Origin of the sequence: Paludibaculum fermentans, from assembly GCF_051172195.1 — a bacterium.
Lineage (GTDB): Bacteria > Acidobacteriota > Terriglobia > Bryobacterales > Bryobacteraceae > Paludibaculum > Paludibaculum fermentans_A.
On record NZ_JBPJAQ010000003.1, the window covers coordinates 634,590 to 651,680 of the forward strand.

A 17,091-nucleotide genomic window follows, 5' to 3' on the forward strand; every position below is an offset into this window, starting at 1 on the left:
TTGAGCGATCAAACCCATTCGCTCCACACCCAGCTGGCACCCATCCCGTCCACGATAAGATAGCCCCATACACCCGGCGGCTCCGGTCCTGCCGGCCATCCCACACTGGAGACCTGCTGTTGCTATCCAATTCCCTTCGCGGAGTCCTGCTCCTGTCGCTGCCCCTGCTCGCGCAAACCCATGGCACCTGGCGCGATTACGGCGGTGCCCCCGACGCGGCGCAGTACTCCGATCTCAAGCAGATCGACCGTTCCAATGTCGCCAGGTTGAAGCCCGCCTGGACTTATAAGACGGGCGACGGCAGCAAGTACTTCTTCAATCCCCTCATCGCCGACGGCCGCATGTACGTCATGGCCAGGAAGAACTGCATCGTCGCCCTCGACCCCGTCAACGGCGCCGAACTCTGGACCTACACCCCCGAACCCGACACTAAAATCATCACCAACCGCGGCCTCAACTACTGGGAGAGTAAGGACCGCTCCGACCGCCGCCTCCTTTTCGCCAGCAATCACCGCCTGCGCGCCATCGATGCCCGCACCGGCCAGCCCATCGACACCTTCGGCACAAACGGCAGCGTCGACCTGAAACAAGGACTCGGCCGCGATCCGGAAACCCTCTCCCTCGTCCAGTCCACCACCCCCGGCCGCGTCTTCGAGGATCTCCTCATCCTCGGCTCCGCCACCAACCAGGGCTATGGCTCCGCCCCCGGAGACATCCGCGCCTTCGATGTCCGCTCCGGCAAGCTCGTCTGGACCTTCCACACCATCCCCCATCCCGGTGAGGCCGGTTACGAAACGTGGCCCAAAGAGGCCTGGAAGAATGTCGGCGGCGCCAATGTCTGGGGCGAGATGTCCCTCGACGTCAAACGCGGCATCCTCTACGCCCCCACCGCCAGTGCCAAATACAATTTCTATGGAGCCGACCGCGCCGGAGCCAACCTCTTCAGTGACTCCTTGCTTGCCCTCGACGCCCGCACCGGCAAACGCCTCTGGCACTTCCAGATGGTCCATCACGACATCTGGGATTACGACGACGCCACCGCCCCCAAGCTCCTCACCATCCACCACAACAGCAAAATCGTCGACATCGTGGCTCAGGTGACCAAACAGGGCTTCGTCTGGGTCTTCAATCGCGTCACCGGCGAACCCATCTGGCCCATCGAGGAACGCCCCGTACCCCAGACCGATATGGACGGCGAAACCACCTGGCCCACCCAGCCGTTCCCCACCAAGCCGCCGCCCTTCTCCCGCCAGAAGTTCACCGTCGACGACCTCAGCCCCTACCTCACCCCCGAAGACCGCGCTAAGTTCAAGGACGAAATCCTCAGCGCCCGCAATGAAGGACTGTTCACCCCGCCCGGCAAACGCAATACCGTCCAGATGCCCGGCAACAACGGCGGAGCCAACTGGAGCGGAGCCGCCGTCAACCCCTCGCAAGGCCTCCTCTACGTCGTCTCCAAGGACCTGCCCGCCATGCTCAAGCTCGAGCCCAAAGGCGAGCCCCGCAAAGCCCCCAATCCCGAGGCGGAGATGGTCCGCTACTACAGCGGCTTTGGCTTCATGCTCGACAGCCAGGGCCTCTCGCCCATCAAACCGCCATGGTCGTCACTCACCGCCTACGACCTGAACGAGGGGACCATCAAGTGGAAGATTCCACTGGGCGAAGTACCCGAACTCGCCGCCAAAGGCATCCACGACACCGGCTCCCACTACCCCAAAGTCGGCCCGGTAGTCACCGCCGGGGGCCTCATCTTCGCCGGTACCCGGGACAAAAAGGTGCATGCCCTGGACGTGGACAACGGCAAGATTCTCTGGGAAGCGGAAGTCGGAGCGGCGCTGGAGGGAATGGCCGCCGTCTATGAAGCCGAAGGCCGCGAATACGTGGTCTTCTGCGCCGCGGCCCAGGAAGGCCTCACACCGGGCACGCAGAAACCCATCCAGGGCAGCTACGTCGCCTTCGCCCTGCCGAAGTAAAGCGAAGGGGGGCGCGAGCCCCCCAAACCTACTGACGCTGGCCGCCGGTCACCAGCAGGGTTTGGCCAGTGACCCAACCCGCATCGTCCGTTGCAAAGAAGGTCACCACCTTGGCGATATCGTCCGGTTGGGCGATTCGGCCCAGCGGCGTCGAGGCCTCCAGTTGCTTGCGGAAATCGCTCTCCGCAATGCCGGTGGAGTGCAGGCCTTCCGTCTCCACCATGCCCGGGTTCACCGAATTCACCCGGATCTTGCGCGGACCCAGTTCCAGCGAGAGCGCCACGGTGATCGCGTCCACCGCCGCTTTCGTGGCCGAGTAAACCGCCGCGGTGGGCACCGGCATCGGAGCAACGATGGAACTGATGTTGATCACGGAGCCGCCCTCCGGACCCATCAGTTTCACCGCCTCCCTGGTCGCCAGCAGCAGGCCCAGCACGTTCAAGTCGAACTGCTGGTGGAAGTGCTCAGGCGTAATGGAGTCCAAAGGGGCAAATTCGTAAATGCCAGCATTATTGACCAGTAGGTCAAGTTTCTGGAATGCCTTTTTCGTCTCCTCGAACAGGTGCTGGACGCCGGCTTCTTTCGAGACATTGGCTTGCACGGCCACCGCCGTGCCGCCAGCCTTTTGGATGCGCTCCACAACGGCGTCGGCGCCCGTCTTACTACTGGAGTAGTTGACGACGACCGAGGCGCCCTCCGCGGCCAGGTGTTCCGCGATGGAGGCTCCAATGCCTTTGGAGGCTCCGGTGACGACCGCGACTTTGCCTTTTAGTTTGTTCATGTTGTCTAGTCCTTTACAGTCCGAGGGCTTTCCGGAGGGTGCTCGCTGCAAGCTCGATGGCGCTGCGCGTCGCGGGCGTCGTAGCCAGGCCGTTCAGCATCATGAAGTCGTGCACCGTGGCCAGGTAGCGGACCGCGACCACCTCCACGCCCGCTTCGCTGAGCTTCATGGCGTACTCCTCCCCTTCGTCGCGCAGGACGTCGTTCTCATCGACGATCACCAGAGCCGGGGGCAGGCCGGCCAACTCCGCCTTCGTCGCCTTGGCCGGTGAAGCCGTGATCTTCTTCCGGTCCTGTTGGTTGGGGGCGAAGTTGTCCCAGAACCACTGCATGGCCGGCCGTGTCAGCCACGGTCCCTCGGCGAAGGTCAGGTAGGACTCGCGCGAGAAGTCGGAATCCGTCACGGGGTAGCACAGCACCTGATGGGTGATGCTGGGCGCGCCGCGCTCCTTCGCGAGCAGGGTAACGGCCGCGGTGAGCTGGCCGCCGACGCTGTCGCCCATCACCGCCAGACGGGTCGAGTCGATGTTGAAGTCGGGCCCATGCTCGGCGATGTAGCGGGCCGCCGCATAGCACTCCTCGACGGGCACCGGATACTGCGCCTCCGGCGAGGGCATGTAGCTGACGAAAACGAAGGCCGCCGGAGTCAGGTTCACCATGTCCCGCAGCAGGCGGTCATGCGTGTTCCTGCTGCCCAGAACCCAGCCGCCGCCGTGGAAGTACATCACCACCGGCAGCGGACCCTTCGCGCCAACCGGCCGGTAGATGCGGACCGCCACCTGGCCGGAAGGGCCAGTCGGCAGGATGAGGTCTTCGACGTCCGCGTCAAGTTTGGTAACCGGAATGGCCTGCGCATCTTCCAACACCTGGCGAGCATCTTCCTTGGTGAGGGTATACAGCGGCGGGCCGCCTTGGGCCGCAACGGCGTCGATAAACTGCTGAGTGCCTGGTTCGAGTGCGCGCTTCATCTTGGTTCCTGGCATTACGGATTCAGCTCCTATGGGTTTCGAGTCCGCCAAGGTGGCGGGGTTGGTACACAGCAATTGTGGTCGGGTAGGGCATCGGCGGGCTACCCCAATCCCTCACTGGCGGCAGATCACCCGATCTGGTGAGAAACTTCCTGACCATGCCACTCAGACGGTTGACATTTGGATAATGATTCTCGTTTAATAGTTATTATCAAATGCAGTCCGGTCAGGAACACACACTCAGCGAGTTTCGGCAGCAATGCCGGGCCGCGGGTCTGTCGTTGACGCACCAGAGGGAAGTGATCTTCCTGGCGGTGACAGCCTCGAAGGGGCATCCTTCGCCGGAATCGATCTACGACGAGGTGCGCCGGCAGATCCCTTCGATCTCGCTGGCGACGGTCTATAAGAACATCCGCACCTTCCTCGAAGCAGGCTTGCTGCGCGAGGTAAGCCCGCATCACGGGTCGCTGCGGCTGGAAGCGAATCTCATCGATCACCATCATTTGGTCTGCACGCGCTGCAAGGCAATCGTGGACCTGGCGGAGACCGACATCGAACCGGTGCATTTGAAACGGGAACTGCCGTCGGGCTTCCGGGTGCTGCGCTACAGCGTGGAGTTCCAGGGGTTGTGTCCCGATTGCGTTTCCGACATCAAAACGCCTTAATATCTCAAAAGGAGACCATAGCTCATGCTTGGAGTTGGACAGAAGTTCCCCGAATATAAAGTGACCGCCACGGTCAGCAACGACATCAAGACCGCCTTCCAGGAGATCGGCAGCGATTCTCATCCTGGCAAGTGGAAGGTCCTCTTCTTCTGGCCGAAGGATTTCACCTTCGTTTGCCCGACGGAGATTGTGGCCTTTGGCAAGCTGAACAAGGACTTCGCCGATCGTGACGCCGTCCTGATGGGCGCGAGCATCGACAGCGAGTTCGTGCACCTGGCCTGGCGCCAGAACCATGCTGATCTCAAGGATCTGCCCATCCCGATGCTGGCCGATGTGAAGCGCGAACTCAGCTCCGCGCTCGGCATCATCGACCCCGGCGCCGGTGTCAGCCAGCGCGCGGTTTACATCGTCGATCCGGAGAACGTGATCCGCTTCGTGATGGTGACCGACCTGTCCGTGGGCCGCAACAGCAGTGAAGTCCTGCGTGTCCTGGATGCGCTGCAGACCGACGAGCTGTGCCCCTGCAACTGGAACAAGGGCCAGGAAACGATTCACGTCTAAGCAGAAGCTATCCGCTGCCAGCTTTCAGCCTCCGGGCTGATCGCTGGCGGCTGCCCGCTGAAAACTCCCCTATGACAATCACCGAAATTCTCGACGCCTTCCCGGATTATGCCCGGGATATCAAGTTGAATGTGCAGAGCGTGCTGGCCCAGTCGGAGCTGACGGAACAGCAGACCTGGACCACCGCCGTGGCTTGCGCGCTGGCCAGCCGCAACGAGACGCTGAGCAAGGCCATACTGGCCGAAGCAGCGGCGAAGCTCTCGCCCGCCCAATTGAACTCCGCCAAGGCGGCCTTCGCGATCATGCAGATGAACAACATCTTCTATCGCTTCCGCCACATGGTAGGCAAGGACGATTACGCCAACATCCCGGCGCGGCTGCGGATGCAGTCGATCCGGACGCATGGCGGCGATCCGGTGGACTTTGAGCTCGCTTGCCTGGCCGTGTCGACCATCAACGGCTGCGAAGCCTGTGTACGGTCGCACGAAGCAGTGGTCCGGGAAAAGGGCATTGCGGCCGAAGCTGTCGTGGCCAGCGTGCGGATCGCCTCCACGCTGCATGCCGCGGCGTCCGTCATCGAAGCGCCCGCTTCCTAGGTGTGTGACCGCTCCGCCAGTGTGATATGCCTTTAGGCTATGCGGTACGCGGGTGGTCTGCTGTTGCTGGCTTTGCCGGGCTTGGTATTTGGTGAGGATGCGGGCAAAGACCTGTCTGAGTTGAGGCGCCAGGCGCGCGGCAACGCCGTCCACTACGACGCGGACCTGGCCGCCGCCCAGCGCCTGCTGCACGCCTGGCTCAAAAACGCCGACTCGAAGACGCTGCTGCTGCCCGATCGCATCAACCGGCCCGAGCGGGTGTACACTCCGCACAACTCGGGCGCCGATCTATATCCTTATCTCATCCTGACTGCGCGGCTGACCGATCCCGCCCTCTACAAGGGCCGGATGATGGAGATGCTGCGCAATGAGGTCCGCTTCACGAACGCCAGGGCGGGCGTGCCAGGCAACCTGGATCTGAATACCGGGAAGTTGGGCGCTCCCAGCCTGTTCGGGGCCGGGGAGTATGCGAAGGACGGGCTGATCACGGTAACGGAGTATCTGGGGCGAACGCCTTGGACCGACCGCATGATCGACCTGGTGGCCGACGCGATGGCGCAGGCGGCCGTGGCTTCGGATTTTGGGCTGCTGCCGGCCTCCGACAGTGAACTGAACGGCGACTATCTGCAGGTGATGCCGCGCCTCTATCTAATGACCGGCGATGCCCGGTTTCTGGAGTGGGGGCGGCGCATCGCCGATGCCTATATCCACGAGGTGCTCCCAGGCAACCACGGTTTGCCGAGCATGGACTGGAACTTCCAGAAGCACAGCGGCGACAGCAAGCTGAAGCTGCGGGACCACGGCAACGAGATGATCGTGGGCCTGCTGCTGCAGTTCGCGCTGGAGACGCAGTTGGGCTCGCCCCGCGCTGGGCGCTACCAGCCGGTGCTGGCCCGGATGCTGGATCGCGTGCTGGCTTCGGCGAACGAAGACGGCCTGCTGTACAACGCCATCGACACGCAGACGCTGGAGCCGACTGACCGCAAGCTGAGCGACAACTGGGGCTATGTGTACGGCGCGGTGTACGACTACTACCAGATCACCGGTGAAGTGAAGTACCGCGAGGCCGTGCGGCGCGTACTGTCGAACCTGGGCAAGTACCGCAACTGGTGCTGGGAGCCGTCGGGCGTGGCGAAGGACGCGAAGCTGGGCTCGTTTGACGGGTATGCGGACAGCATCGAAAGCGCCATCTACCTGGTGAATCGCGAGCCGGTGCCGGCGGCGCTGGAGTGGATCGATTCGGAGATCAAGGTGATGCTGGCGATGCAGCGGCCGGACGGGCATGTGGAGGATTGGTATGGGGAGGGGAACTTCAACCGTACGGCCCTGCTTCATGCGCTGATGAAGTCGAAGGGTGTCCGGGCGTCGCAGTGGACAGCGGGCCTGCTGGTGGGCGCGGCGGAAAGCGACGGGGTCCTGTGCCTGTACCTGAGCAAGCCGGCACGGGTGGAGTTCGACTTCGCGCGGCACCGGCGAGTCCTCAATTTCCAGAAGAACTATGTCCGGCTGAACGAGTTCCCGGAGTGGTTCACAGTGGACGAGAACCGGCTGTATACACTGGTTCCTGCGGGCGGCGGCGCGCAGTTGGTCCGTCTGGGCTCCGAAATGATCGCGGGCATCGAGCTGAGCGCCGGCGACTGGACGATCCGCGGGTATTCTGAATAAGAGGAAAGAGGCACATGCAGGATTGGATTGAGTATCTGAAGACCGTGGATACGCCCACGCTCTCGAATGCGATTGAGGTTCTGGACGTACGGCCGCGGGCGCAGGGATTCACGCCGCTGCAGATGCGCTGCCTGTTTCCGGAGTTTGGCCGGATGGTGGGCTACGCCGTGACGGCGCAGGTGGAGACGGTGACGCAGACCGGCCCGGGCGGACCGGAGGGGCACATCGAGCTCTACCGCCAACTGGAACAGATGCCGAAACCGGCAGTGATCGTGCTGCAGGAGATCGGTGGGTTCCCCGACTATGCCGCGCACTGCGGCGAGGTGATGGCGACCTTCTTCACAAAGCTGGGGGCCGTGGGGCTGGTATCGGACTCGGCGGTGCGCGACATTCCCGAAGTGCGGGCCATGCGGTTCCACTACTTCGCGCGAGGGGTGTGCGCGTCGCATGCCAATTTCCGGATCGTGCGCTGCGGTATGCCGGTGACGGTCTGCGGCATGCCGGTGACGCAAGGCGAACTGCTGCACGGCGATGAGAACGGCCTGATCACGGTGCCGTTTGTGGATCCGGCGCGGATCAAGGCGGCCGTGGATTCGGTGCGCGATCGCGAACGCAAGATCATGGACTACGTGCGCGGTCCGAACTTCACGATCGACGGCTTTGAAGGCAAGATCTACGAATAGGACGCCACGGCGTCATACATGGCGATGATACTGGCCGGCGGCACGTTGCCCAGGATGTTGTGCACCTGCTGGAAGACGAAGCCGCCGTCCGGCTCCAGCGCCTGGCACTGCTGGTGGACATGGGCGTGGATTTCCTCGGGCGTCCCCAACGGCAGCATGCGCTGAGTATCGCAGCCTCCGCCCCAGAAGACGAGGTCGCGGCCGAACTCGCGTTTGAGCGACTCGGCTTCCATGCCGCGGGCGCTGATCTGCACGGGATTGATGGCGTCGAGCCCGGCCTCGATGAGGAGGGGTAGCAGAGGCTTCACGCCACCACAGCAGTGCAGCATCACCTTCACCGGTGCGAGTTGGCGGGCGCGTGCCCACATGAGCTGGTGACGGGGCTGGAAGAACTCCTTGTACATGCGGGGCGAGATCTGCGGGCCGTTCTGGGCGCCGAGGTCGTCGCCGAAGCTGACGATGTCGATGTGGGGCCCGACGGCGCCGAGGAAGCGCTCCAGGTTCCGCAGGTGGATTTCGACTAGGGCGTCAAGGAAGCGGTGGACGCGGGCCGGGTCCTCGGCGAGCATCATGAGGAACTGGTCCATGCGGTAGTAGAACTGGCCCATCTCCAGCAGGTTGCCGCCGAACAGGCCGATGATGGCGCGCGGGGTGGAGGCGCGGAGACGGGCGGCGCCGGCGGCCAGTTCCGCGGGGGACTGGACGGAAGGGCCGGGCGGTGAGGCGATGCCGGTCCACATGTGTTCGGCATAGAGTTCCTCAATGCGGCTGAGGTCTTCGGGGCCATCAAGGAACGGCCACCAGGTCTGGTCGAAGTGTTCTGAGCCTTCGGGCATGCGGGCGATGATCCGGCCGGAAGGGGCGCGGATCACCCATTCAACGCCATGACGTTCGGGTAATGCCCAGGACGGCATTTTGCAGGGCTCGCCGCCGGGCAGGGTCCAGTCGGCCCACCAGCGCTCGTCTTCGCAGAAGCCGCGCCCGAGTTCGATGGTGTCGACATGGAAACGGTCGAGCACGTCGTCGTGAACGATGGCCAGTTGCTGGATGGGGTCATACACGTACGCGGGCCGGGGCGGCAGTCCAAGAGCAGCACGCAGGGCTGGATAGGCGCGGGCCGCAACGCCGGAGGAACGGTGGCCGGAGAAGTCGACGGGGATGCGATCCGGCGGGCGGTGCTGGAAGGCGGTCAGGACGCGTTCACGCGAGGTCATCGGATTCTACTATACAGGTCTGAAAACCCGTTGATGGCGGCGGGTTGCGGTGCAGCGGCATGAACTCTATGCTGGCGGTGTGAAGACACTAATTATCGGCGGTACTGGGACGGTCGGCAGCCTGGTGGTAAAGGAGTTGTTGCAGCGCGGCGCCGGCGTCCGGGTGATGACGCGTTCAGCGGAGAAGGCCGCATCGCTGCCCGAGGGTGTGGAGGTTGTTGTAGGCGACATGGCCGCTCCGGAGACACTGCCCGCGGCAATGGCCGGCGCAGAAGCGCTTTTCCTGGTGACCCCCGTGGCGCCAGATGAGATCAACCAGGGGTTGGCCGCAGTCGAGGCCGCGAGGCTGGCCGGCATCCGGTATCTCGTGTACCTGAGCATCCACAAACTGGAGACAGGTGCCCATATTCCCCATTTCGCCACCAAGTTCCCCATCGAATATGCGGTGAAGAATTCCGGTATCGAATGGACCCTGATCCGGCCCAACAACTTCTTTCAGAACGACTACTGGTTCAAGGATGTGATCACCCAATACGGAGTGTATCCGCAGCCCTTGAGTGAACTGGGTGTGAGCCGTGTGGATGTCCGGGATATCGCGGAGGCGGTGGCCTTCAGCCTGACGACGCCTGGTCATGCGGGGCAGACCTACGCACTGGTGGGTGCTGATGCGATGACGGGCGAACGGACAGCGGAGATCTATTCAGAAGTGCTGGGACGCCCTATTCAATATACCGGCGGCGACCTGGAGGCGTGGGCAGCGGCCGCGGCACGCACGATGCCGCCCTGGCTGGTGCTGGACCTGAAGATGATGTACGACCATTTCCTGCGGCACGGGCTGCGCGCGACGCAGGCGGAGGTGTCGACGCTGGCCGGGTTGCTGGGACGGGCGCCGCGGTCCTTTGAGGACTTTGCCCGCGAAATGTTCGCCGCCTAACGGGGTGTGCTCGAAACGGACAGGTGGGGCCTGTCTTTCGTCAAATCGGAGTTTCAGGTCTTACAAATCCGAAACAACCCCAGTACAATTGTGGGGATCGTTCCGGCGCTCCCCTGCTGCCTGCCGAAGGGTGGCGCGCTGGTTTGGACCAAGACGTCCCGGTCGAAGTTCCGACACGGAAGCGAGGGCCGCCTGTGCGCCGATACTCCACAACACTGGCTTTGCTGGCCACCGTTTTGCCGCTGGCCGGGCAGAAGTCCGAACGGCACCTCGAGTATGGGTTTGAACAGCGGGTCAGGAACGAGAACTGGAACAACATCTTCGACTTCAACGACGCCAGCGATGATGAGCGGGGGCAGGTGCGCTACCGGACGCGGCTGTGGTTGAAGGCTCCGGTGACGTCGAATATCGAGATCAGCCTGGGGCTGGCGCAGGAGACAAACCAGATCTTCCAGTTGCACGCGGCGACGCACATGGACGAAGGGATCTTCGAGACTGCTTATGTCGACGTGAAGAAGCTCTTCGTCAAGGGGCTGACCTTGCGCTTCGGCCGGCAGAATCTGATGAAGGGCGAGGGGTTGCTGATTCTGGAAGGGAATCCGTGGGACGGGTCGCGGTCGATCTATCACAATGCGGCTGTGCTGGGTTACGAGCACGGCAAGGCGAAGATCGAGTTGATTGGGATCTTCGATCCACGGACGGACAGGTTCCTGCCCAGATTCAACGACAAGACCCGTCAGTTGGTGGAGTGGAATGAATCGGCGCTGGGAGCGTACTACACGGACACGCGCTGGAAGAAGACCTCGGTGGAGGCGTACTACTTCTATAAACGGGAATTTGGTGATCCGCGACCGGCGTCGAACCTGCAGTTTCAGGCCGACCGGTATGTGTACACGGCCGGCGGACGTACGGTTCGGAAGCTGCCGAATTCCTTCAGCCTGACGGGCGAGTTTGCGTGGCAATGGGGGCATCAGCGTCCGAACAGGGACATCCGCGCCTGGGGCGGATATGGCTACCTGAAGCGGACATTTGGCGCGAAGCAGCGCCACTCAGCGAGTTTTGGATATTGGGGCATGTCGGGCAGCGATCCGGCGAACCCCGGCACGATTGGCAACTGGGATCCGCTGTTCTCCCGCTGGCCGAAGTGGAGTGAGGGCTACATCTACACGCAATTCAAAGAGAACGGCGTGGCGTATTGGACGAATACAGGGATGTGGCAGGGCGAGGGTGTCTACGTCCCCTGGAAGCCGTTGAGCCTGCGAGGAACGTTCTACGAAATGCGGGCCTACCATCCGTATCCGGGCAGCAAGGCGCTGTACTCGAACGGCACGGGCCGAGGGGAGGAGTACCAGTTGCGGGCGGACCTGACGGTGAACAAGAACTGGCGCGGGCATGTCCTCTATGAAGGCCATGTGCCGGGCTCTTTCTATGCGGGCAAGGATCCGGGCTACTTCTTCCGAATGGAAGTGTCTTACCTGTTTACGGGCCAGGTGCCGTTCTAGACGGATGCGGCGGCGACTGCCTGGAGGGCGGCGGCGAAGCCCGGGATCGACTTGCGGATCATCTCTTCCGGGACGGTGAGGGAGAGGCGGAGGTAGCCCGCACGGCCGAAGCCGGCGCCAGGTACGCCCAGCACACCCTCTTTCGCGAGTAGCCGGACGAAGGCGATGTCGTCCGCGATGGGCGTCTTCATGAAGACGTAGAACGTACCTTCCGGCTTGCGAACGTCATAGCCGGCTGCGGTGAGCGAGTCGCAGAGCAGGTCGCGTTTGCGTTCGTAGCCGGAGACGTCCACGGTGCTCTCCATGGCCTGGAGTTCCACCAGTTGCCAGAGGGCGGGCGCATTGATGAACCCGAGGATGCGGTTGGTGAAAGCGCAGGCGGCGCGCAGGGCGGTGCGATCCCTGACCAGGGGCGAGAGCGCCAGGTAGCCGATGCGTTCGCCGGGCAGGGCCTGCGACTTCGACCACGAGTTGCAGATGGCCGTATTGGCGATGAGCGACGCTACTTCGGGCTGTGACTTGCCATCGAAGACGAGGTGCTTGTAGGGCTCGTCGCTGATGACCAGGATCTCGTGGTCGCAACCGGCCAGCAGCGAGTTGAGATCGCGCAGGACGGAGGCCGGGTAGACGCGGCCGGTGGGGTTGTTGGGCGTGTTGAGGATGATGGCCCGGGTGCGCGGAGTAATGGCCGCGGCGATGCGGTCGATGTCGGGGAGGAAGTCCGCGCCGGTTTCGACGGGCACCATGCGGCCGGCATGATTGCTGATGTAGAAGCGGTACTCCGAGAAGCACGGCATCAGCACGATGACTTCGTCACCAGGATCGAGGATCGACTTCAGGATGACGTTGCAGGCGCCGGCAGAGCCGACGGTCATGAAGATGTCTTCGGCATCGAAGGGCAGGCCGGTTTCGCGGCGCAACTGCCGGGCCACGGCCTGGCGGACCAGCGGGAAGCCGGGATTCGGCATGTAGCCATGGGCGTTTGGGAGGCCGGCGGCCACGACGCGCTGGAGCGCCTGCAGGACCTGGGCCGGCGGCTCGACGTCAGGATTGCCCAGGGTAAAGTCATACACGTTTTCCGCGCCTCGTTCCTGCTTCATGCGCGCGCCTTCCTCGAACATGCGCCGGATCCAGGAGGAGTTTGCCAGTTGCGTGGTGATGGCTTGCGAGATGTTCATGCGGGCCGGTTACCTGTCATTGAGGGCAGCGGAGTCGAGCACATTCATGCCCCCGGCGCGGAGCTTCTCGATGGCGGCATCCGGGTGGTCGAAGCGGAAGATGAGCGCGGCCTTACCTGCATGAACGAAGGGGAAGGCGTACATGTACTCGATGTTGATGGTGGAGCCTTCAAAGAGGTCCAGCACGGAGGACAGGCCGCCCGGGCGATCGGGCACTTCGACAGCGACCACTTCCGTGACGCGGACGACGAAGCCTTCCGCTTCCAGCAGGCTTTTGGCGCGCTGCCAGTCGGAGACGACGACGCGGAGGATGCCGAATCGTTGCGAATCGGCCAGGGACATGGCCTGCATGTTGATGCCTTCGCGCGCCAGCAGGCGGCACGGGGCGATGAGGTGGCCTGGTTTATTTTCCGAAAAGATGGAGAGCTGTTGAATCTTCATGACGGCAGCCGCCTATCAATGACGCGTTTGGCCTTTCCTTCACTGCGCTGGATGGTGTGGGGTTCGACGAGGCGGACCTGGACGCGCAAGCCGAGCACGTGTTCCAGCGCGTCGGCGATCTTCGTGCTGAGTTCTTCGAGGGCGCCGATCCTGTCGCTGAAGGTCTCGGGTGTGACTTCCACCAGGACTTCCATCTGATCGAGGCCATGCATGCGGGTGAGGACGATCTGGTAGTGCGGCAGCGTGCCTTCGACATCGAGCAGCGCCGCTTCCACCTGGGAGGGAAATACATTGACGCCGCGGATGATCAGCATGTCGTCACTGCGGCGGCCGATGCGGCGCATGCGGCGGAGAGAGCGTCCACAGGGGCAGGGGCCGGGCAGCAGGGCGGTGATGTCGCGGGTGCGGTAGCGGATCATCGGCATCGCCTGTTTGCTGAGGGTGGTGAGGACGAGTTCGCCTTCCTCGCCTTCGGGCAGCACGGCGCCGGTTTCGGGGTCGATGATCTCCGGGTAGAAGTGATCCTCAAAAATATGGAGGCCGTTCTGCTCAGGGCACTCGATGGCGACGCCGGGCCCGATGATTTCGGAGAGGCCGTAGATGTCGATGGCGCGCACGCCGGAGAGCGTTTCGATGCGTTTTCGCATGGAGGGGGTCCAGGGCTCGGCTCCGAAGACGCCCACGCGGAGGGGGAGGTCGCGGATGTCGATGTCCATCTCAGCGGCGCGCTCGATCATGTGGAGGAAATAGCTGGGCGTGCAGCAGATGGCGGTGACGCCGAAATCCTTCATGACCATGATCTGCCGGTCGGTATTGCCGCCGGAGATGGGGATGACGGTGGCGCCCAGGCCTTCGGCTCCGTAGTGGGCTCCGAGGCCGCCCGTGAAGAGCCCGTAGCCGTAGGCGTTCTGGATGATGTCTCCATGGTGCAGGCCGCAGGCGGCAAAGCTGCGCATCATGACGGAGGTCCAGACATCGACATCCTGCTGGGTGTAGGCGACGACGATGGGTTTGCCGGTGGTGCCGCTGGAGGCGTGCAGGCGCACAATCTCCTCCATCGGGCTGGCAAACAAACCGAAGGGGTAGGTGTCGCGGAGGTCGGTCTTTGTGGTGAAAGGCAGCAGGGCGATGTCGGAGAGCGAGGCAATGGACTCAGGGGTGAGCGCCCGGTCATTCATGCGCGAGCGGAACAGCGGTACGCGGTCGAAGGCGCGTGTGACGATGTTCCTCAGGCGGCTGAACTGCAGTTCCGCCAGCAGGGCGGAGGGGACGTAATCCTGCGCGCTGTCCGGATGGAACGCCACGCAGGCTTCTTTGACAGCGATCATGCATTCCTCCCGGTTTCGAAGGCAGCGAAGTTCATTGAGTGCAATTTGGGGGCGAGGTGGCCGGTGATGGCGGTGAGCCAGGCGGATTCCGGAAAGTCGAGGTGGCGGCTGAGCACGCCCAGCAGGGCGACGTTGATGCTCTTGTCACTTTTCAGCTTGTGGCCGGCCAGGAGGGAAGGATCAATCAGGATGCCAGCCGGCTTCAGGACAGCCCGGTTGACCTCGATTTGAGTGGGATCGAGGACGACCAGGAAATCCGCCTCGCCGTCCGGGACCATGGGGCTGAAGACACGCGAGCCGAAGCGCACATCACTGGAGACAGAGCCGCCGCGCTGGCTCATGCCGTGGATCTCGCTCTTTTTGACGTCGAGGCCCGCGGCGAACGCGACGTCGGCGACTATGTCAGACGCTTTGAGGACCCCTTGTCCGCCCAGGCCGGCGATGACGATATTCCTGACGTTACTGCTCATGGGTGCTGCCCTCCGGGCACTTCTCGTACTGTTTGATGGCTCCGGCGGCCAGCAGGCAGTTGCGGCGCGCGATGATGACGGACAGCTGGCCGGAGTCGAGGCTGCTCTTCACAAGTTCGGTGAAGGCGGCGGGATCGCGGGTGGGGTCGACCACATGTACATCGGGGATACCCATGGCGCGAATCACATTTTCGAAGATGAACTTGCCGGTGCTGGCGTGGTCGAGCGTGCGGCCGGTGCCGGGGTGCTCCTGCAGCCCGGTCATGGCGGTGGTGCCGTTGTCGAGGATGAGCAGCAGGTGGCCGGTGGGCGGCGGGTTGTACACCATCTCGACCAGGCCCGTGATGCCGCTGTGAACGAAGGTGCTATCGCCGATAACGCTGACGACGCGGCGGGCTTCTTCAGCGGGCAGGGTATGGCGAAGCCCGAGTCCGACGCCGATGGACGCGCCCATGCAGACCAGGGTGTCCATGGCGAGGAAGGGTGGCAGGACTCCGAGAGAGTAGCAGCCGATATCGCCGGAGACGATGCAGCCGAGGTCCCTCAACGCGGTGAAGACGGTGCGGTGCGGGCAACCGTGACACAGTTCCGGGGGCTTGCCGGGCACCGGTTTCGGTTCAGGTGAGGTATCGCCGGCTTCCAGACGACGGACACGCGCCACGTTCAACTCTCCAAAGCGGAAGGCCTCCGCATTGGTCTGGACGCGGATGCCGGCGGCGCGGGCTGCGTCGGCGAGATAGGGGTCGCCTTCCTCAATGACGAGAGTGCGCGTGTGGGAGGCGGCAAAGGTCCTCATCAATTCCAGAGGCAGCGGGTAAGTCATGCCGAGCTTGAGGACACTGGCCTGCGGCAGGGCTTCGCGGACGTACTGGAAGGAGACTCCGGAGGTGATGACGCCCAGGGCCTCGTCGCCTGGAACCATCGCCAGCGGGCCTTCCTTCTCGTTCCACTGGGCCATCTCCGCCAGCTTGGCGCGTAGTTTGTGGTGAGCGGGCCGGGCGTAAGCCGGGATCATTACGCGTGCCGGGACGTCGCGCACATAGCCGGCGGATGGGGCGGGCGGCAGGGCATGCCCCGGAGTCTCGACGATGGTTTTCGAGTGGCAGACGCGGGTGGTCATGCGGAGCAGGACGGGGATGCTCCAGCGCTCGGATATTTCGATGGCGAGGAGGGTGAAGTTGTAGGCGTCCTGCGAGTCGGCGGGCTCGAGCATGGGGAGTCCGGCGGCCACGGCGTAGCGGCGGTTGTCCTGCTCGTTCTGGCTGGAGGCCATGCCGGGATCGTCGGCGGAGACGATGACGAGGGCTCCGCGGACTCCGGTGTAGGCCACCGTGAAGAGCGGGTCGGCGGCCACGTTGAGGCCCACGTGCTTCATGGTGACGAGCGCGCGTCCTCCCCCGAAGGCGACACCGATGCCGACCTCGAGGGCGACCTTCTCGTTGGGCGACCACTGGGCGCGTCCGCCGAGAGTGTGGAGGGATTCCAGGATTTCAGTGGACGGGGTGCCGGGATAGCCGGTGCCCAGGGTGAGCTGCGCATGGAAGGCGGCAAGCGCCACTGCTTCATCACCGCTGAGGATGCGCCGGGATGGTGCGGTTGGATGGTTCAAAACGAGCTGGCCTCGCACAAAGAGGAGTAAAAGAGAAGTTTATGTTAAATATGACGCGGGGAGCAAACGGGCGGCTGGGGGGCGGTGGAGAGTGGGGCGATCAGAGTTTCGACTTGAGGAGCTTGGCCGGTGCGCGGAGACGCCATGCTTCGAGTATGTGCTGCGCGAGGTCGTCGTCGCTGATGCGATCGAGTTCCACGCCGACCCAGCCGCTGACACCGACGTAGGGCGGGTAGTAGAAGGTCTCGGGCCAGGTGGCGAGCATGGTGGCCTGGGCGCCGGGTGGTACCGGAATGCAGACCGCGATGTGGCCATCGTTGTGATGGTTGTTGGAGAACATGGTGAAGACCTTCTTGTTGACGAAGAAGGTGGGTTCGCCGTGAGAGAGCTTCTCCATGGTGCCGGGCAGGCCCAGGCAGATGCGGCGGACGCGCTGCAGGTGGGCTTCCGAGTCGATGGGTTTAACGGATTTCGGCATGCGATGAGTGGGCCCCTCTGAGGTGATTGTCGCGCGAAACCGGGGT

General features: G+C 63.4%; 17 protein-coding genes. 8 read left to right on the top strand and 9 right to left on the bottom strand.

What is annotated here, in order from left to right; translation table 11 throughout:
- Positions 1 to 119 precede the first annotated feature (119 nt).
- Complete coding sequence (locus ACR9Y2_RS36520) at positions 120 to 1,973, top strand: pyrroloquinoline quinone-dependent dehydrogenase (protein ID WP_435046844.1); 1,854 nt, start codon at positions 120 to 122, stop codon at positions 1,971 to 1,973.
- A 28-nt stretch (positions 1,974 to 2,001) separates the two neighbouring features.
- Here the strand turns inward: ACR9Y2_RS36520 and ACR9Y2_RS36525 are convergent, their stop codons facing one another.
- On the bottom strand, positions 2,002 to 2,754 hold the full coding sequence (locus ACR9Y2_RS36525; protein ID WP_435046845.1) for an SDR family NAD(P)-dependent oxidoreductase: 753 nt from the start codon (positions 2,752 to 2,754) through the stop codon (positions 2,002 to 2,004).
- Positions 2,755 to 2,767: 13 nt separating this feature from the next.
- A complete protein-coding gene (locus ACR9Y2_RS36530) occupies positions 2,768 to 3,793 on the bottom strand; it encodes an alpha/beta hydrolase (RefSeq protein ID WP_435046909.1) in 1,026 nt (341 codons plus the stop codon).
- A gap of 143 nt (positions 3,794 to 3,936) precedes the next feature.
- Here ACR9Y2_RS36530 and ACR9Y2_RS36535 point away from each other — a divergent pair, with 143 nt between their 5' ends.
- The 5 genes from ACR9Y2_RS36535 to ACR9Y2_RS36555 all read left to right on the top strand — a co-directional run bounded on the left by ACR9Y2_RS36535 (position 3,937) and on the right by ACR9Y2_RS36555 (position 7,891).
- A complete protein-coding gene (locus ACR9Y2_RS36535) occupies positions 3,937 to 4,386 on the top strand; it encodes a Fur family transcriptional regulator (RefSeq protein ID WP_435046846.1) in 450 nt (149 codons plus the stop codon).
- Positions 4,387 to 4,410: 24 nt separating this feature from the next.
- Positions 4,411 to 4,947 carry a peroxiredoxin gene (locus ACR9Y2_RS36540; protein WP_321472073.1) on the top strand — a complete coding sequence of 179 codons (537 nt, stop codon included), beginning with the start codon at positions 4,411 to 4,413 and terminating at the stop codon, positions 4,945 to 4,947.
- A gap of 71 nt (positions 4,948 to 5,018) precedes the next feature.
- Positions 5,019 to 5,543 (top strand): carboxymuconolactone decarboxylase family protein, encoded by a 525-nt coding sequence (locus tag ACR9Y2_RS36545; RefSeq protein WP_435046847.1) that lies wholly within the window; start codon positions 5,019 to 5,021, stop codon positions 5,541 to 5,543.
- Between the two features lie 39 nt (positions 5,544 to 5,582).
- Positions 5,583 to 7,208 carry a hypothetical protein gene (locus ACR9Y2_RS36550; RefSeq protein ID WP_435046848.1) on the top strand — a complete coding sequence of 542 codons (1,626 nt, stop codon included), beginning with the start codon at positions 5,583 to 5,585 and terminating at the stop codon, positions 7,206 to 7,208.
- A gap of 14 nt (positions 7,209 to 7,222) precedes the next feature.
- A complete protein-coding gene (locus ACR9Y2_RS36555) occupies positions 7,223 to 7,891 on the top strand; it encodes an RraA family protein (protein ID WP_194452293.1) in 669 nt (222 codons plus the stop codon).
- Here ACR9Y2_RS36555 and ACR9Y2_RS36560 read toward each other — a convergent pair.
- The gene (locus tag ACR9Y2_RS36560) at positions 7,882 to 9,105 is read right to left on the bottom strand and encodes a uroporphyrinogen decarboxylase family protein (RefSeq protein WP_435046849.1); all 1,224 of its coding nucleotides are present in this window, start codon (positions 9,103 to 9,105) and stop codon (positions 7,882 to 7,884) included. The two genes, ACR9Y2_RS36555 and ACR9Y2_RS36560, sit on opposite strands and share 10 nt — an antisense overlap.
- 79 nt (positions 9,106 to 9,184) lie before the next feature.
- On the opposite strand from ACR9Y2_RS36560, the gene ACR9Y2_RS36565 reads away from it, so the two are divergent.
- Together ACR9Y2_RS36565 and ACR9Y2_RS36570 are read left to right on the top strand one after the other, a co-directional pair.
- The gene (locus ACR9Y2_RS36565; protein WP_435046850.1) at positions 9,185 to 10,039 is read left to right on the top strand and encodes an SDR family oxidoreductase; all 855 of its coding nucleotides are present in this window, start codon (positions 9,185 to 9,187) and stop codon (positions 10,037 to 10,039) included.
- A gap of 194 nt (positions 10,040 to 10,233) precedes the next feature.
- The gene (locus tag ACR9Y2_RS36570; protein WP_435046851.1) at positions 10,234 to 11,541 is read left to right on the top strand and encodes an alginate export family protein; all 1,308 of its coding nucleotides are present in this window, start codon (positions 10,234 to 10,236) and stop codon (positions 11,539 to 11,541) included.
- On the opposite strand, the gene ACR9Y2_RS36575 is transcribed toward ACR9Y2_RS36570, so the two are convergent.
- The 6 genes from ACR9Y2_RS36575 to ACR9Y2_RS36600 all read right to left on the bottom strand — a co-directional run bounded on the left by ACR9Y2_RS36575 (position 11,538) and on the right by ACR9Y2_RS36600 (position 17,045).
- A complete protein-coding gene (locus ACR9Y2_RS36575; RefSeq protein ID WP_435046852.1) occupies positions 11,538 to 12,719 on the bottom strand; it encodes a pyridoxal phosphate-dependent aminotransferase in 1,182 nt (393 codons plus the stop codon). The genes ACR9Y2_RS36570 and ACR9Y2_RS36575 overlap by 4 nt on opposite strands.
- Before the next feature lie 9 nt (positions 12,720 to 12,728).
- The gene (locus tag ACR9Y2_RS36580; RefSeq protein ID WP_435046853.1) at positions 12,729 to 13,160 is read right to left on the bottom strand and encodes an amino acid-binding protein; all 432 of its coding nucleotides are present in this window, start codon (positions 13,158 to 13,160) and stop codon (positions 12,729 to 12,731) included.
- Positions 13,157 to 14,488: a phenylacetate--CoA ligase family protein gene (locus ACR9Y2_RS36585; RefSeq protein ID WP_435046854.1), complete on the bottom strand. Its 1,332-nt coding sequence runs from the start codon at positions 14,486 to 14,488 to the stop codon at positions 13,157 to 13,159. Before ACR9Y2_RS36585 ends, ACR9Y2_RS36580 begins: the two co-directional genes overlap by 4 nt.
- Positions 14,485 to 14,958 (bottom strand): 2-oxoacid:acceptor oxidoreductase family protein, encoded by a 474-nt coding sequence (locus ACR9Y2_RS36590; RefSeq protein WP_435046855.1) that lies wholly within the window; start codon positions 14,956 to 14,958, stop codon positions 14,485 to 14,487. The genes ACR9Y2_RS36585 and ACR9Y2_RS36590 overlap by 4 nt, the downstream gene beginning before the upstream one ends.
- Positions 14,948 to 16,567: a thiamine pyrophosphate-dependent enzyme gene (locus tag ACR9Y2_RS36595; protein ID WP_435046856.1), complete on the bottom strand. Its 1,620-nt coding sequence runs from the start codon at positions 16,565 to 16,567 to the stop codon at positions 14,948 to 14,950. Before ACR9Y2_RS36595 ends, ACR9Y2_RS36590 begins: the two co-directional genes overlap by 11 nt.
- 100 nt (positions 16,568 to 16,667) lie before the next feature.
- Complete coding sequence (locus ACR9Y2_RS36600; protein WP_435046857.1) at positions 16,668 to 17,045, bottom strand: MmcQ/YjbR family DNA-binding protein; 378 nt, start codon at positions 17,043 to 17,045, stop codon at positions 16,668 to 16,670.
- Positions 17,046 to 17,091: the final 46 nt, after the last annotated feature.